The following is a 15,150-nucleotide window of genomic DNA, read 5'->3' as shown; positions in this document are numbered from 1 at the left end:
GCTGGCCAAAGAAACAGGTTTCGTTCAAAGAGAAAGCAAGATCGGCGGCGCCTTGTTTTTGGATCTCATCGTTTTTATAGATATTTCACCTCTCATGGAGACGCTAGAATCTTATTTAAAATTTAAAGTAATTTAAAATCAGTTATTTATATTAGTGAAGCACTCCCGGCGTCCCCATGTCAAATGAAACATCTATACTGTACGCACCTGATGCGCTGCCCCGATAATTTCGCCAGCTGGTATAAACTCTATAGGATAAAACCTGTCCTTCTTGTCTTAGAACTCTGACAAAAATCTAGTCAAATCTGATGGCTCTCGTTTTTATCAAAACGAAGAATCAGGAAGGCTCTACCAAATCTACGCCACCAACTCAGCGCTAGCACCACAGCACTTCTTGTACTTCTTGCCACTACCACAGGGACAAGGATCGTTTCTGCCAACCTTGCTGGATACCGCCGCTTTCACAGGATTCAGCATGCGCTCCAAGTCGGATATATCCTCGGGCTTATCAAACTCGAAACCGATGATGTAGTGCCAACCATTTGCAGTACAGGTCTCTGCCACGTACTGCGCCCTTTCGTCGCTTTGAACGCGACAAATGATCGGACGTTTCTCTGAGCCTAGCTTTGCCATACAAACCTCAAGGTTCTTCGCTCTAAGTTCAAGGAACTGGCTACGCGCTTTTCAATTTTCCACGGGCTGGGAATAACCCCCAGAAACCCCCTAACCCCCCCATCATGCCCTCTGCCTACCTCAAGGTAAAAGGCGCTTCGCGTTAGGTGATGGATTGTCCACCCACCGACGAGGTGCCCGCAACATGGCTACACGAGCCAAGACACAACTCAAGACCACCACGCCAGCCCCCGATCTCCGACTCGCCATCTCAGACAGTACGCTCGCAGAGCTTGGGCTCGATTTCAACGCCTGGAAGGTCCTGACCGAGAGCATCTTTCCCAGTGCCAAGACGGCTGAAGGCATCCTGCTTGCTGTCCGCTACTGCCAAGCACGGGGTCTCGATGTGATGAAGCGCCCGGTCCATGTCGTGCCGATGTGGAGCAAGGCACTCGATCGGGAGATCGAGACCGTCTGGCCCGGCATCAATGAAGTCCAGATCACAGCGGCACGCACCAAGGAGTGGGCCGGCATGGACTCGCCTCGCTTCGGTCCAGACAGTGCTCGGATCTTCGCAGGCAGAGCCAAGACTGAAGACGGCTGGCGTGATGTGAGGGTTCAGGTGACGTTCCCCGAGTGGTGTGAGGTTAGGGTCTACCGACTGATCGGTGGGATGCGCTGTCCCTTCACCGAAACGGTCTTCTGGCTTGAGACCTACAGCCGAGCTGGAGGCGCTTCCTCAGAAGTCCCGACGGTTATGTGGATTAAACGACCACGGGGACAGTTGCTGAAGTGTGCCAAGGCAGCGTCTTTGCGTGCAGCCTTCCCGGAGGAGTCCAGCTACACGGCTGAAGAAATGGCAGGCAAGAGCATCGAACCGGAGGAGCTGGTATATACCCCGCGATGGTCTCGGCTGTAACCAGTCAGGAGGGGCGGCTTGTGACTCTGCATCGGACCTACCTCAGTCTTGACGGGCGGAAGGCAGATGTACTAGCACCGAGAAAGCTGATGCCTTACCCAGAGGGTTGTAAGTTGGCTGGATGCGCTATCCGCCTGGCGGAAGCTCGATCGGAACTAGGCATTGCCGAGGGGATCGAAACGGCTCTTGCTGTGCAGATGATGACGGGAACCCCGATCTGGGCGGCTGGGAGTGCAACGCTCCTGGAGACCTTCGATCCACCAACCCCGATCGAGAAGCTGACGATTTGGGCTGACAGGGACCAGTCAGGCCGAGGTGAGAAAGCCGCTCAGCGACTGAAGGAGCGGTTGGCTAGGCGAGGACTGGCAGTTGAGGTGAGACTACCGCCGATCGTGAGCAATGCTAAGAAAGTGTCCATCAATTGTTTCCCGATGCGAGCGATGCCGCCCGAAATCCCCCCTAGCCCCCCTTTGCGAAAGGGGGGAAGTTGTTGATGGACAGTTCCTAAAAGTGTCGACTGGCTGGATGTTCTGACCGGGAGGTTGGTTGCATGAACACACTCTTTCCACTGGGTCGAACGGTCATCACACGGGCAGCGCTCAGCGCATTCAGCAGACGCGACCTTGACGCCCTTATCCCAACGATTCTGGCTCGGCACGAGTTAGGAGGGTACTTCACTGGCAGAACGCGGTTTACTCTGATCCCAGATACCAGAACGCCAGGGACGGCTGAATCCATAGAGAACCAACGACCATGAGCACATTATTCCTACTTGGGCAAAGGGTCATCACGCCTGCTCCCTGGAGTCTTGATGAGGGGCCGCAAGGCGAACGATCACGCACCTAAGTTACACAATACGAAATTGCATTTTTTACTGCCATCTCGCAGAGGCGTAGATATAATTGTGGATACGTGCCTTTCATCCTCGTTTGCAAAGTCTTGATAAAAGTGTAATTCCGTATCGGATAGGAAAATTAGCAATAAAATATATTGACTTGATGTGATTCGCTTCCTGGGCAATAACGTACCGGCAATACGCTTTTAGGTTATTTCTGCCTGCGACAACCACCACAACAACGCCTTGATCGCCCAAACAAGGGCCATCTATAAGGCAGAAATTACACTTTAATGACTTGGTTGCGCGCCTACACCAGGACACCCGCTACCCTGACGGATTCGTCCGCTAACCCGCAATCTGTCGTCAGCACCTGAACTGCCGTAAACTTCGGGGGCAAGACGGCCTCATGCCGTGTCCTTACTCGCTCCACCCAGTCACCAGGACGTTACTCAAGCCCTATGCTCACCGGCGAAATCCGCAACCAAGTCGATCAAATCTGGAATGCCTTCTGGTCTGGTGGGGTCTCCAACCCGCTGTCAGTGATCGAGCAGATCACCTACCTGCTGTTCATCAAGCGCTTGGACGATCTGCATACGTTGGAGGAGAACAAGGCGCAGATGCTGGGCCGGCCAATGGAACGGCGCATCTTCCCGGAAGGGCAAGACGACAAGGGCTGTGCCTACGAGGCCATGCGCTGGTCGCGCTTCAAGCACGTCGAGTCCCGCGAGATGATGGATGTGATCGCCGATCACGTCTTTCCCTTCCTACGCACCCTCGGCGAGGAAGGCTCCAGCTATGGTCGCCACATGCGCGATGCGCGCCTCGGTTTCAGCAACCCGGCGCTGCTCGCCAAGGCGGTCGAGATGCTGGACAAGGTCCCGATGGACGACCGCGACACCAAGGGCGATCTCTACGAGTACATGCTCGGCAAGATCGCTTCTGCCGGGCAGAACGGACAGTTCCGCACACCGCGCCACATCATCCAGCTCATGGTTGAGATGGTCGCCCCGACCCCGGACGATGTGATGTGCGATCCAGCCGCTGGAACCTGCGGCTTTCCGGTGGCGGTCGGCGAGTATCTACGCGATCAGCATCCGGGCCTGTTCCGCAATGAACGCCAGCGCCGCCACTTCCACGAGAAGCTGTTTCACGCCTTCGACTTCGACGGCACCATGCTACGCATCGGTGCCATGAACATGATCCTGCATGGGGTCGAGAATGCCGATGTCACCTATCGTGACAGTCTGGCTCAGGACCACGCCGCCGATGCCGGGACCTACTCGCTGGTTCTCGCCAATCCACCCTTCGCCGGATCGCTCGACTACGAGAGCACGGCCAAGGATCTCCAGAAGATCGTCAAGACCAAGAAGACCGAGCTGTTGTTCCTGGCGCTCTTCCTGCGCCTACTGAAAACGGGGGGCCGGGCGGCGGTCATCGTGCCCGATGGCGTGCTCTTCGGCTCGTCCAAGGCCCATCAGGCGCTGCGCCGGATGCTGGTCGAGGATCACAAGCTCGATGCCGTGGTCAAACTCCCATCGGGCGTGTTTCGGCCCTATGCCGGAGTCTCCACCGCCATCCTCTTCTTCACCAAGACCGGCGTCGGCGGGACCGACCGGGTCTGGTTCTATGACGTGCAGGCCGACGGCTACTCGCTCGATGACAAGCGCACCGAGCTGTTGCCACGGGAGAAGCTTGGCCCGGTTCCGAGGCAGGCACTCACAGAGGAGGAGCACGGCAAGAACAACCTGCCCGATGTGCTGGAACGCTGGCAGAAGCGAGAGGGCAGCGAACAGAGACGACCGCGCACGGCACAGAGCTTCTGCGTGCCCAAGGCCGACATCGCCGCGACCAAGAGCTATGACCTGTCACTCAACCGCTATAAGGAGGTTGAGCACGAGCAGGTCGAGCATGACGCGCCCGCCGACATCATCCGTGAGTTGCGGGAGATCGAGGGAGAGATTGCTCAGGGACTGACGCGGTTAGAGGACATGCTCGGCTCATCGGATTCACATCGTCCGGAGACTGAACCATGCACCTGACCCTGGAGATCCCCGATCATCTGGCGCAGAAACTCGATGCCTTGCCCGATGCGCGACAGTTCATCGTCAACCTGCTGACCACCTCGCTCGAATCCGGCTTGAGCCAGGATCAATGGTGGTCCTTGCTGGAGAACATCGAGCAGGTTGCCGTGGAGACCGGTGTCGCCGATCTGGCTGAGCGGCACGGTCGCGAATGATCACCCGATACAATGATCAAAAGCTTTCGCCATGCCGGTCTGCGTCGATTCTTCGAGACGGGATCGAAAGCGGGTATCCAGCCGCATCATGCCCCGCGTCTCGCGAGGCAACTTGCACGACTCAATGCGGCTTCGGCGCCCGGCGACATGGACTATCCGGGCTGGCGCCTGCATCCGTTATCCGACGGACGCTGGTCGGTCTGGGTGAATGGAAATTGGCGTCTCACTTTTCTGTTCGAGGACGAAGATGCCGTTCTCGTCGATTATCTGGACTATCACTAGAAGGCTATCGAGATGGCTAGGATGTTTAACCCCCCTCATCCGGGCGAGGCTTTGCGTGAGGACGTGTTACCCGCGCTCGGCCTGTCGGTCAGCGAGGCAGCGCGGCAACTCGGCGTATCGCGTCTGGTCCTGTCGCGGGTGTTGAATGGACGGACCGCGATCACGCCAGACCTTGCCAGACGTCTCGCACTCTGGCTCGCAACGGATCGTGAAGGCCCCTCTGCCGAGAGCTTCCTGCGCGAGCAGGTGGCCTATGATGTATGGCAACTCGAACAGTCCTCCCCGCCACCGCTCGTGCAGCCGGCCCAACGTCCGGCGGAGCACAAATAGACATGATGAATGATGAGATATTCGCCGATAGTATCGGTGAGCTGCGGGAGATCGCGGAGGAGATTACAGAAGGACTGACGCGGCTGGAGGAGATGCTGGGATGAGTTGGTCAAACGTTGCCATCGATGAGATTTTTGAAGTTGCACGAGGCGGATCGCCTCGTCCGATTCAAAAGTTTCTTACCGATGATGCTGATGGCATCAACTGGGTCATGATTTCTGATGCCAGCTTAAGCAATAAATACATCACAAAAACAAAACAACGAATTATTCCCGAGGGTCGCAAAAAATCTCGCGAGGTAAAGACCGGAGATTTCCTGTTAACAAATTCTATGAGTTTCGGGCGACCTTATATCATGAAAACAAGTGGATGTATTCATGATGGCTGGCTATTGCTTCGTCCTCGTAGTGAACAGGTGCATCAAGATTTTTTCTATCATTTACTCGGTTCCTCCGAAATCTATGCTCGTTTTGCAGCGCGTGCTCCTGGTTCCACAGTTAAGAATCTGAATTCTGAGATTGTTCGTGAGACACTCGTTCCCCTCCCGCCCCTCGAAGAACAAAAACGCATTGCAGCAATCCTCGATCAGGCGGACAGCCTGCGCCGTCTGCGTCAGCGCGCCATCGACCGCCTCAACACACTCGGGCAGGCGATTTTCTATGAGATGTTTGGTGATCCAATCGCAAACCAAAAAGGGTGGCCTTCAAAAAGCCTTGAAGAATTATGTGATAGCATCAACGACTGCCCTCATTCCACGCCAACTTGGACGGATAAAGGGGTTACGTGTTTGCGGACATCAAACATCACTATTGGATCTTGGGCTTGGTCCGATAAGCGTTACGTGTCAGAGGAGGCTTACCACGAGCGTTCGAAACGCGGATACTTAAAAGAAGGGGACATTGTACTTAGCAGGGAAGGAACAGTTGGTATAGCGGCGATTGTGCCGCATGAGGCGCGTTGGTGTATGGGGCAAAGACTTGTTCAAGTCAGGCCTTCAAGCAGCGTAATGAATTCCGAATGCTTGTTGCGTTTACTTCTGTATGTCCTTGCACCTGATAGAATTAATCATGTCATGGTTGGATCAACGTCCCGTCATTTAAACGTTAAGGAGTTGCGGAAACTCCGATTAATAGTTCCTCCACTATATCTTCAGAATGTCTTTTCGGAGCGAATGAAAGCTATTTCCGCGTTTTCATCCGAATACTCAACCGCGTTGATGAGTTCTACCTGTCTTATTTCATCCCTCCAACACCGAGCCTTCCGAGGCGAACTCTAGGAACGGATCTCCATGTCTCAATTCGCCTTCCTCCAAGCAGAATTCTCCCCAGTCTTCGAGCACGCGAGCAAGGCGGAGACATTGGCACGCTCCGACCCACGCGCGGCCTGTTTCTATGCACGGCTGGCCCTGGAGACGGCCGTTGGCTGGATGTACCAGCATGACGGATCGCTGCACTCGCCCTACGACAACGCACTCTCAGCCCTGATCCACGAGGCGACCTTTCGTACCCTGGTCGGCAATGCCCTGGTCACCAAGGCGCGTCTGATCAAGGACTACGGCAATCGCGCGGTGCATGACATCCGTGCGGTGTCCGAGAACACCGCCGTCGTTACCCTGCGCGAGCTGTTCCACATCGCCTACTGGCTGGTACGCACCTATGCCAAGGGCGAGAAACCGGCGGCGGGCTTGTCGTTCTCCGCCGATGCCTTGCCCCAGATGCAGCCGGTGGAGGTCTCGACCCTCGCTCGCTTGCAGGCACTCGCCGAGGACTATGCCAAGCAGGCCAAGGCCCGCGAGGAAGCCGAGGCCGCGCATATCCAGACCCAGCAGCAGCGCGACGCACTGGACGCCCAGCTCAAGGCACTTCGCGCCGAGATCGCCGCGACCAAGCAGGCCAATCAGACCGTCCCCGACGCGCACGACTACAACGAGGCGCAGACCCGCGACGCCTTCATCGATCTGCTGCTGCACGAGGCCGGTTGGGCACTCGATCAGCCACGGGACCGCGAGTTCCCGGTCACCGGCATGCCGAACCAGACCGGCACGGGCTTCGTCGACAACGTCCTCTGGGGTGATGACGGCAAGCCACTCGCCCTGGTGGAGAGCAAGCGCACCAAGCGCGATGCGCGCGAGGGCCAGCAACAGGTCAAACTCTACGGCGACTGTGTCGAGGCGAGGTACGGACGCCGCCCGATCCTGTTCTACACCAACGGCTACGAGCATTGGCTCTGGGACGATACCGCCCATCCCCCGCGTCCGGTGCAGGGCTTCCTGAAGAAGGATGAACTGGAACTGCTCATCCAGCGCCGCACCTCTCGTAAACCACTCGCCACGGTTGGCATCGACGAACGGATCGTCGAACGCTATTACCAGACCCGCGCCATCCGTCGCCTCGGTGACGCCTTCGAGCTGGACCATCTGCGTAAGGCACTGCTGGTCATGGCGACCGGCTCGGGCAAGACCCGCATGGTGATCGCCGCCATCGACCAGCTCATGCGGGCCGGCTGGATCAAGCGCGCCCTGTTTCTGGCGGATCGTGTCGCGCTGGTGAATCAGGCCATCGGCGCCTTCAAGCTCCATCTGCCCCATGCCGCGCCGGTCAATCTGGTGACCGACAAGGACACCGAGGGCCGAATCTATGTCTCGACCTATCCGACCATGGTCGGCTTGATCGACTCCATGCAGAACGGCGTCCGACGCTTCGGTAGCGGACACTTCGACCTGCTGGTGATCGATGAGGCGCACCGCTCGGTCTATCGCAAGTATCGGGCGATCTTCGACTATTTCGACAGCTATCTGATCGGACTGACCGCCACCCCGCGCGACGAGATCGACCGCGATACCTACAGCCTGTTCGAGCTAGAGCGGGGCGTTCCGACCGATGCCTATGACCTGGAGCAAGCGGTGGCCGATGGCTTCCTGGTGCCACCCAAGGCGGTCTCCGTGCCGCTCAAGTTCCAGCGCGAGGGCATCCGCTACGACGACCTCTCGGACGCGGAGAAGGAGCAATGGGACGCCCTGGAGTGGACCGAGGACGGCGAGATCCCCGACCGGGTCGATCCCGCCGCCCTGAACAAATGGCTGTTCAACGCCGACACCGTCGATAAGGTGCTGGCGCACGTCATGACCCACGGGCTCAAGGTTCAGGATGGCGACCGGCTCGGCAAGACCATCCTCTTCGCCAAGAACCACGCTCATGCGGTCTTTATCGCCGAACGCTTCGATGCCCACTATCCGCACCTCAAGGGCCACTTCGCGCGCGTGATCGACTTCAAGACCGAGTATGCCCAGTCATTGATCGACGATTTCTCGGACCTGAACAAGGCCCCACATATCGCGATCTCGGTCGATATGCTGGATACCGGGATCGACGTGCCCGAGGTGGTCAATCTGGTCTTCTTCAAGATCGTCCGTTCCAAGACCAAGTTTTGGCAGATGATCGGACGCGGCACCCGGCTCTGTCCGGACCTGTTCGGGCCAGGCCAGCACAAGGAGCACTTCCTGGTCTTCGATTTCTGCCAGAACTTCGAGTTCTTCAATCAGAACCCGAACCAGACCGATGGCGCGCTCGGTGCGTCCCTGAGCGAACGGCTGTTCGTCTCACGCGTGGAACTGATCGGCGAGATCGAGCACGGCGAGGCGACGGATGAGCTGCTGGCGTTGCGCGCCGGACTGGTGGAGCGGCTTCAGGACGAAGTCGCCGGCATGAGCCTCGACAACTTCATCGTGCGGCCCAAGCGCCGCTTCGTCGAGAAATTCCAGGACAAGGACGCCTGGCAGCGCCTGAGTACCGAGGATCGCGCCGAACTGGCCGAGCATCTGGCCGGACTGCCGAGCGCGTTCGCCGACGAGCAGGGGGACGATGACCTGGCCGCCAAGCAGTTCGACTATCTGCTCCTGATGACCCAGCTTGCCGTCATACGTGCTGATCTGGCCTTCGCCAACCTTCAGGCGCGGATCATCGCCATCGCCGCCCAGCTCGAAGAGCTTGGCAATATTCCGATGGTCAAACAGCATCTGGCCTTCATCGCCGAGGTCCAGACCGATGAGTATTGGCAGGACATCACCCTGCCAATGCTGGAGCACCTGCGCCGCCGTCTGCGCGCCTTGGTCAAGCTGATCGAGCCGACCGCACGCAAGACCGTCTACAGCGATTTCGAGGATGAGATCGGAGAGTCCGCCGAGGTTTATCTGGCAGCGGTCGGTAACAGCACCGACAAGACCCGCTTCCTGATGAAGGTGCGCCACTTCCTGACCCGGCACACCGATCACATCACCATCCAGAAGCTGCGCCGCAACGAGCAACTGACCTCGCAAGACATCTCGGAGTTGCAACGCATCTTCATCGACGAGGGCGTCGGCACCGACGAGGACCTGGAACGCATCCAGGGCGAGGGCGGTTTGGGCCTCTTCATCCGGTCCCTCGTCGGACTCGACCGCGAGGCGGCCAAGCAAGCGTTGGGGAGCTTTATGGAAGGGCGGACGCTCTCGGCCAATCAGATCGAGTTCGTCACTCTCATCATCGACCACCTGACCGAGCGGGGCGCCATGGACCCGCGCCGACTGTACGAAAGCCCGTTCACCGATCTGGACGATCAGGGCGTCGCCGGATTGTTCTCGATGGACGACGCCCGCGTGCTCATCAGTGTCTTGAAAGAGGTCGAAGCACGCGCTGCCGCCTAGGGCGGCTCGATCCTCTCGCTCCTGTCGACGTGGGAGCGGGTCGACCTGGACAGGCAGATGATCTACCTGACGGATAGAGACCAGAAAAATGGGAAGCACGGCAGCATCCCGCTCAACACCGGCGCCATCGCGGCGCTCAAACGCCGACTACAACACCGTGAGCAGTTCTGTCCTGACTCGCCTTGGGTCTTCAGTAGCCGGCAGGGTGAGCGTATTGCGAACGTCAGAAAGGGCTTCACGAGCGCTTGTCAGAAAGCGGGTATCGAGGACTTCCATGTGCATGACCTTCGGCACACTTGTGCGGCTTGGCTCGTACAGGACGGTGTCGATATCCGCGTGGTCTGCGAGCTGCTGCGACACTCTTCGATCCAAGTGACCATGAGGTACGCTCACCTCTCGTCGAAGAACGTCCGGGATGCCGTGGAGCGTCTGTCCCACTTTCGCCCCACATCGGTCTAGAGAAGGAAAAGGCCAGCATCAGCTAGCCTTTAGGTCTTTGATCTTCTAAGGATATTTGGTCGGGGTGACAGGATTCGAACCTGCGACTTCTGCCTCCCGAAGACAGCGCTCTACCAAGCTGAGCTACACCCCGTGAAGGTGCCGCACTTCAATAGGTGCGACTGACCGCAAAGTCCGCGAGGACCATCAACGCCTCCGTCGCTGCCGACTGAGGGAGGCGGCGGATGGCATCCTTTGCGCGCGTCGCGTATGACTGTGCGAGCTGCGCAGTATAGGAGATCGCATCCGTGGACGCAATCGCCTCAGTGACTGAGTCGATCCTGTCACGCCCGCCGTGCTCAATGGCATCGCGCAGCAGTGCGCGTTGAGCGGCCGTGCCGACTTCCATGGCGCGGATGATGGGTAGCGTCGGCTTGCCTTCGTCGAGGTCGTCGCCGACATTCTTGCCAAGCTCGGCGTTATCTAGGCTGTAGTCCAGTGCATCGTCGACGAGCTGGAAGGCGATTCCGAGGCTGAGTCCGTACTCCTTGGTGGCCTCCTCGATCTCGGCTGGGGAGTCGGCAAGCACGGCCCCGAGACGGATGCCCGCCTCAAAGAGCGTTGCCGTCTTGCGCGTGATCACTTCCATGTAGCGGGCTTCGTTGGTGTCCGGATCACGCGTGTTGAGAAGCTGGAGCACCTCGCCCTCGGCGATGCGGTTGGTCGCATGCGAAAGGATGTCCATGACGCGCATGTTCCCAACATCGACCATCATCTCGAAGGCGCGTGAGTAGAGGAAGTCGCCGACCAGCACGCTCGCCTCGTTTCCCCAGACCGTATTGGCGGTCTCGCGGCTGCGCCGCAGCTCCGAGCCGTCCACGACATCGTCATGGAGCAGGGTTGCGGTGTGGATGAACTCCACGATGGCTGCAAGGTCGATATGTCGCTCGCCGTCGTAGCCGCAGGCACGCGCAGAGAGCAGCACGGAGAGGGGGCGAAGCCGCTTGCCGCCGCTGTTGACAATGTAGTGGCCGATCTGATTGATCAGCACGACGTCGGATTGGAGTCGGTGCAGGATCAAGGCATCCACGGCCTTGGTGTCCTCGGCGACCGGCTGTCGAATCGTGGAAAGGTCCATGCGTGTCTGGGGTCTTTCGGTGATGGCGGCGGATGCTAGGTTTGGGATTGGGGCTGTCAACCTGCGTGCCTTGGCAGTTTGCAAGCTCTATAGATTACGTCATTTAGGGTGCTTCGGTCGACCGCTGACGCGAAGCTGTCCTGCCTGGGTGAGCTGTGGCAAGGGGTTATGGTCATGGTGGCGGTTGTGGCAAAGCGTTGCGGGCGATGAAGAATCAGGCTCTGGTGGGGTGGGTGAGGCCGGCTTTCCAGTGGTTGACGTGAATTCACTCAAGCGATTAGAATTCCGCTTCTTTGTTCCGGCGCGGAGCGTCGGCCACTACCGAACACTCCTGGGGATCTCTAAAGCCATGTACGCGGTCATTCAAACCGGTGGAAAACAATACCGGGTTTCCGAAGGTGACACAGTCAAGGTCGAGAAGCTTGCGGCAGAAGAAGGCGCGAGCGTCGAAATCGAGCAGGTCTTGATGGTCGCCGATGGCGACGACGTCAAAGTCGGCAAGCCCTACCTCGCCGGCGGTAAGGTGACCGCGACTGTCGAGTCCCATGGCCGCGCAAAGAAGGTCAAGATCATCAAATTCCGTCGCCGTAAGCACCATCTGAAGCGCCAGGGCCACCGCCAGTGGTTCACTGCGCTCAAGATCACCGGCATCAGCGCTGGTTGAGGAGTAGATACCCATGGCACATAAGAAAGCGGGCGGCAGCTCTCGCAACGGTCGCGATTCGGAGTCCAAACGCCTCGGCGTTAAGATCTTCGGTGGTCAGAAAGTGACTGCCGGCAGCATCATCGTGCGTCAGCGCGGCACCAGATTCCACAACGGCGTCAATGTTGGCTGCGGTAGAGACCATACGCTCTTTGCATTGTCCGACGGCGTTGTGAAATTCGTCGTCAAAGGGCCGAAGAATCGCAAGTTCGTCACCGTCGAGAACGCTTGATCCCCGCAGTGACGGGGCCGAGAGCGGCCGGCGCTTGACCTAAAGCCTCGTCCCTAGGACGGGGCTTTTTCGTTTGGGCCAAGGGTGGCTGATGCGATGGAGGCTCATCCATGAAATTCGTTGACGAAGCATTCATTCGCGTCGAGGCCGGCGACGGTGGTAACGGCTGCGTCAGTTTCCGTCGAGAGAAGTACATTCCCAAAGGAGGCCCCGATGGCGGCGACGGTGGCGATGGTGGGAGCGTCTACCTTCTAGCGGACAACAACATCAACACGCTGGTCGATTTTCGCTACCAGCGCTTGCACCGCGCCGAGCGTGGTCAAAACGGGAAGGGCCGCCAGATGACGGGGCGGAGTGGGGAAGACCTGATCGCTCGGGTTCCGGTGGGCACGCGCGTTTTCGATCGTGAGACCGAGGAGTTGATCGGTGAACTGCTCACCGCAGGCGAGCGCCTCCTAGTCGCTCAGGGCGGCTTTCACGGGATCGGTAACCTGCGCTACAAGTCGAGCACCAACCGTACCCCGCGTCAGTCGTCGCCCGGTACTCCGGGTGAGCGACGTGATCTCTTCTTGGAGCTGATCCTGCTGGCCGATATCGGCCTGCTCGGGTTTCCGAATGCCGGCAAGTCATCGCTCATTCGCAAAGTCTCGAGCGCTCGTCCGAAGGTCGCCGACTATCCCTTCACGACCCTGCACCCCAACCTCGGCGTGGTGCGCGTCGGAGAGAGCCGGAGCTTCGTCATTGCCGATATCCCCGGGGTCATCGAGGGTGCCGCGGATGGTGCCGGACTCGGTATCCACTTCCTCAAGCATCTCGCCCGTACGCGGCTGCTGCTGCATCTCGTCGACATCGCGCCCATGGGTGACGAGGATCCCTATGATCAGGTGCGTAAGATCGAGGCCGAACTCGCGGCCTTCGATATGGATCTCAGGGGCAAGGAGCGCTGGCTGGTCCTGAACAAAGTCGACCTGCTCGACGCGGATGACTATGAGGCGCGACGTGACCGCCTGCTGGACCGGCTTGCTTGGGATGCGCCTGTGTATGGCGTCTCGGCGTTGAGCGGAGACGGGACCAAGATGCTGGTCGGAGATCTGATGACACGGCTTGAGGCATTGCGGCTTGAGGCTGGCGAGCAGGATGCGGGTTCGGCGGACGCTGAGGTTGATGCGCCTGACGCGGGCGGCGACTGGCACCCGCTCGGTTGATGCGCGGCGAAGCCTTCGATGATTTCCAGAGAGCGGATTCCTTCAGCGCGCCGTTGGGTTGTCAAGATTGGCAGTGCGCTGCTAACGCGTGACGGACAGGGTCTCGAGCGCGAGATGCTGGCCCCATGGGTTGAGCAGATGGTGGAGCGGCGCAAGGCCGGCTGCGAAGTCGTGCTTGTCTCCTCCGGGGCCGTGGCCGAGGGCATGGCTCGGATGGGCTGGCGCCGACGACCGAAGACGCTGCATGAGCTTCAGGCTGCCGCGGCCGTTGGGCAGATGGGCCTGGTGCGGGCCTACGAGGACTGCTTCCAACGACGCGGCTACCATACGGCGCAGGTGCTGCTGACGCGGGACGACTTGGCAGACCGTCCGCGCTATCTGAATGCGCGCAGCACCTTGCGGACGCTGCTCAAGCTGGGTGTCATCCCGGTCATCAATGAGAACGACACCGTTGCCACTGATGAACTGCGGTTCGGTGACAATGACACCTTGGCCGCCCTGGTCGCCAATCTGATCGAGGCCGACCTACTGGTCCTACTGACGGATCAGGACGGGCTCTTCGATCAAGACCCGCGCGGAAATCCGGATGCGCGACTCATTTCCGAGACTTGGGTAGACGATCCGCAGCTCGATTTGGTCGCCGGCGGCAGCGTAACTGGGCTCGGCACAGGGGGGATGGTCACCAAGGTTCGAGCGGCGCGCTTGGCAGCGCGATCCGGAACGCCGACCATCATTGCGCCTGGTCGAGGGGAGCAAGTGCTCAACCGAATTGGGGGCGGCGAGACCGTTGGGACGCTGCTCATTCCCTTTCAGGGTCCGCAAGCGGCGCGGAAGCAGTGGCTGGCGGGGCATCTGCAGGTGCGCGGCCGCTTGGTTTTGGACGCCGGGGCAGTGAGGGCGCTGAGGGAAAAGGGTACAAGCCTTCTCGCCGTCGGCGTCAGAGAGGTACGCGGGCGTTTCCATCGCGGTGAAGTGGTTGCCTGTGTCGACGAGGCGGGGCGCGAGGTCGCGCGCGGTTTGGTCAACTACGACGCTGATGAGGCTCAGGAGATCAGGGGTAAGCCTTCGTCCGCCTTTGAGTCCATCCTAGGGTATCTCGACGACGAAGAACTCATACACCGCGACAACCTCGTGCTCTTGTAGTGTTTTGCTCTCGATGGGGCGTGACAGAATCGCGACGCTTCATTACAATAGCGGGCTCTGGCTGAGTGGCAGAGTGGTTATGCAGCGGCCTGCAAAGCCGTGTACCTCGGTTCGATTCCGGGCTCAGCCTCCACTACTTTCCATCCCTCAGGACCAATTCTAAGCCTGCTCTTCGGTTAGGCTTTGCCTCTAACGACCACCAGAAATCAGTTGATTGCGCGCGGTTGAGTGGCACGGACACTCGGTCAGCGGCGCAAGAGGCCGTTTGCTCGAGTGGGGTTCTGTGGCAACCAAGCGACGACGTGATAACGCCTGACACTATAGGGTCAGGCGCCGCAGTGTGCTTCCCAAACCTGCCAGATAGAGTTCAAGGCCAAGGATCGAGAGCTAACC

Annotated in this window: 14 protein-coding genes, 2 tRNA genes and 1 pseudogene; 14 read left to right on the top strand and 3 right to left on the bottom strand. The window is 59.0% G+C overall.

Features of this window, described 5'->3' with window-relative positions:
- Positions 1–357 precede the first annotated feature (357 nt).
- Positions 358–633 carry a PBPRA1643 family SWIM/SEC-C metal-binding motif protein gene (locus G3480_RS14535; protein ID WP_164654607.1) on the bottom strand — a complete coding sequence of 92 codons (276 nt, stop codon included), beginning with the start codon at positions 631–633 and terminating at the stop codon, positions 358–360.
- A gap of 184 nt (positions 634–817) precedes the next feature.
- Here G3480_RS14535 and G3480_RS14530 point away from each other — a divergent pair.
- From G3480_RS14530 to G3480_RS14490, 9 genes and pseudogenes are all read left to right on the top strand, one after another.
- Positions 818–1,495: pseudogene (locus G3480_RS14530) on the top strand (recombinase RecT); the annotation flags it as partial.
- Positions 1,496–1,515: 20 nt separating this feature from the next.
- Positions 1,516–2,025 carry a toprim domain-containing protein gene (locus G3480_RS29555; RefSeq protein WP_420824626.1) on the top strand — a complete coding sequence of 170 codons (510 nt, stop codon included), beginning with the start codon at positions 1,516–1,518 and terminating at the stop codon, positions 2,023–2,025.
- A gap of 802 nt (positions 2,026–2,827) precedes the next feature.
- On the top strand, positions 2,828–4,408 hold the full coding sequence (locus G3480_RS14520) for a type I restriction-modification system subunit M (RefSeq protein WP_164654604.1): 1,581 nt from the start codon (positions 2,828–2,830) through the stop codon (positions 4,406–4,408).
- Positions 4,399–4,605: a hypothetical protein gene (locus tag G3480_RS14515; protein ID WP_164654603.1), complete on the top strand. Its 207-nt coding sequence runs from the start codon at positions 4,399–4,401 to the stop codon at positions 4,603–4,605. Before G3480_RS14520 ends, G3480_RS14515 begins: the two co-directional genes overlap by 10 nt.
- A gap of 12 nt (positions 4,606–4,617) precedes the next feature.
- Entirely contained in the window at positions 4,618–4,887 is a 270-nt protein-coding gene (locus G3480_RS14510; protein ID WP_164654602.1) for a type II toxin-antitoxin system RelE/ParE family toxin, read from the top strand.
- Positions 4,888–4,899: 12 nt separating this feature from the next.
- The gene (locus G3480_RS14505) at positions 4,900–5,217 is read left to right on the top strand and encodes a HigA family addiction module antitoxin (RefSeq protein WP_164654601.1); all 318 of its coding nucleotides are present in this window, start codon (positions 4,900–4,902) and stop codon (positions 5,215–5,217) included.
- 100 nt (positions 5,218–5,317) lie between these two features.
- Complete coding sequence (locus tag G3480_RS14500) at positions 5,318–6,493, top strand: restriction endonuclease subunit S (RefSeq protein WP_164654600.1); 1,176 nt, start codon at positions 5,318–5,320, stop codon at positions 6,491–6,493.
- Between the two features lie 12 nt (positions 6,494–6,505).
- On the top strand, positions 6,506–9,898 hold the full coding sequence (locus G3480_RS14495; RefSeq protein WP_164654599.1) for a DEAD/DEAH box helicase family protein: 3,393 nt from the start codon (positions 6,506–6,508) through the stop codon (positions 9,896–9,898).
- 9 nt (positions 9,899–9,907) lie between these two features.
- A complete protein-coding gene (locus G3480_RS14490; protein ID WP_338114142.1) occupies positions 9,908–10,357 on the top strand; it encodes a tyrosine-type recombinase/integrase in 450 nt (149 codons plus the stop codon).
- Positions 10,358–10,413: 56 nt separating this feature from the next.
- Here the strand turns inward: G3480_RS14490 and G3480_RS14485 are convergent.
- Both G3480_RS14485 and G3480_RS14480 read right to left on the bottom strand, forming a co-directional pair.
- A tRNA-Pro gene (locus G3480_RS14485) sits at positions 10,414–10,490 on the bottom strand.
- A 15-nt stretch (positions 10,491–10,505) separates the two neighbouring features.
- Positions 10,506–11,474 carry a polyprenyl synthetase family protein gene (locus tag G3480_RS14480; protein WP_164654597.1) on the bottom strand — a complete coding sequence of 323 codons (969 nt, stop codon included), beginning with the start codon at positions 11,472–11,474 and terminating at the stop codon, positions 10,506–10,508.
- 349 nt (positions 11,475–11,823) lie between these two features.
- On the opposite strand from G3480_RS14480, the gene rplU reads away from it, so the two are divergent.
- From rplU to G3480_RS14455, 5 genes are all read left to right on the top strand, one after another.
- A complete protein-coding gene (gene rplU / locus G3480_RS14475) occupies positions 11,824–12,138 on the top strand; it encodes a 50S ribosomal protein L21 (protein WP_164654611.1) in 315 nt (104 codons plus the stop codon).
- Positions 12,139–12,151: 13 nt separating this feature from the next.
- Positions 12,152–12,409, top strand: coding sequence for a 50S ribosomal protein L27 (rpmA, locus tag G3480_RS14470; RefSeq protein ID WP_164654596.1), 258 nt, complete (start codon positions 12,152–12,154; stop codon positions 12,407–12,409).
- Between the two features lie 110 nt (positions 12,410–12,519).
- Positions 12,520–13,614 (top strand): Obg family GTPase CgtA, encoded by a 1,095-nt coding sequence (gene cgtA, locus G3480_RS14465; RefSeq protein ID WP_164654595.1) that lies wholly within the window; start codon positions 12,520–12,522, stop codon positions 13,612–13,614.
- Positions 13,615–13,632: 18 nt separating this feature from the next.
- The gene (proB, locus tag G3480_RS14460) at positions 13,633–14,757 is read left to right on the top strand and encodes a glutamate 5-kinase (protein ID WP_164654594.1); all 1,125 of its coding nucleotides are present in this window, start codon (positions 13,633–13,635) and stop codon (positions 14,755–14,757) included.
- 59 nt (positions 14,758–14,816) lie between these two features.
- Positions 14,817–14,890 (top strand) — tRNA-Cys (locus G3480_RS14455).
- Positions 14,891–15,150: the final 260 nt, after the last annotated feature.

Source organism: Thiorhodococcus mannitoliphagus, assembly GCF_010915725.1.
Lineage (GTDB): Bacteria > Pseudomonadota > Gammaproteobacteria > Chromatiales > Chromatiaceae > Thiorhodococcus > Thiorhodococcus mannitoliphagus.
Note: the sequence above shows the minus strand (reverse complement) of the source record. Positions and strands in the feature narration are given on the sequence as shown.

Excerpts from the sequence above, each read along its gene's own strand:
- G3480_RS14535 (WP_164654607.1), bottom strand. The coding sequence starts at position 633 with ATGGCAAAGCTAGGCTCAGAGAAACGTCCGATCATTTGTCGCGTTCAA.
- G3480_RS29555 (WP_420824626.1), top strand. The coding sequence starts at position 1,516 with ATGGTCTCGGCTGTAACCAGTCAGGAGGGGCGGCTTGTGACTCTGCAT.
- G3480_RS14520 (WP_164654604.1), top strand. The coding sequence starts at position 2,828 with ATGCTCACCGGCGAAATCCGCAACCAAGTCGATCAAATCTGGAATGCC.
- G3480_RS14515 (WP_164654603.1), top strand. The coding sequence starts at position 4,399 with ATGCACCTGACCCTGGAGATCCCCGATCATCTGGCGCAGAAACTCGAT.
- G3480_RS14510 (WP_164654602.1), top strand. The coding sequence starts at position 4,618 with ATGATCAAAAGCTTTCGCCATGCCGGTCTGCGTCGATTCTTCGAGACG.
- G3480_RS14505 (WP_164654601.1), top strand. The coding sequence starts at position 4,900 with ATGGCTAGGATGTTTAACCCCCCTCATCCGGGCGAGGCTTTGCGTGAG.
- G3480_RS14500 (WP_164654600.1), top strand. The coding sequence starts at position 5,318 with ATGAGTTGGTCAAACGTTGCCATCGATGAGATTTTTGAAGTTGCACGA.
- G3480_RS14495 (WP_164654599.1), top strand. The coding sequence starts at position 6,506 with ATGTCTCAATTCGCCTTCCTCCAAGCAGAATTCTCCCCAGTCTTCGAG.
- G3480_RS14480 (WP_164654597.1), bottom strand. The coding sequence starts at position 11,474 with ATGGACCTTTCCACGATTCGACAGCCGGTCGCCGAGGACACCAAGGCC.
- rplU (WP_164654611.1), top strand. The coding sequence starts at position 11,824 with ATGTACGCGGTCATTCAAACCGGTGGAAAACAATACCGGGTTTCCGAA.
- rpmA (WP_164654596.1), top strand. The coding sequence starts at position 12,152 with ATGGCACATAAGAAAGCGGGCGGCAGCTCTCGCAACGGTCGCGATTCG.
- cgtA (WP_164654595.1), top strand. The coding sequence starts at position 12,520 with ATGAAATTCGTTGACGAAGCATTCATTCGCGTCGAGGCCGGCGACGGT.
- proB (WP_164654594.1), top strand. The coding sequence starts at position 13,633 with ATGATTTCCAGAGAGCGGATTCCTTCAGCGCGCCGTTGGGTTGTCAAG.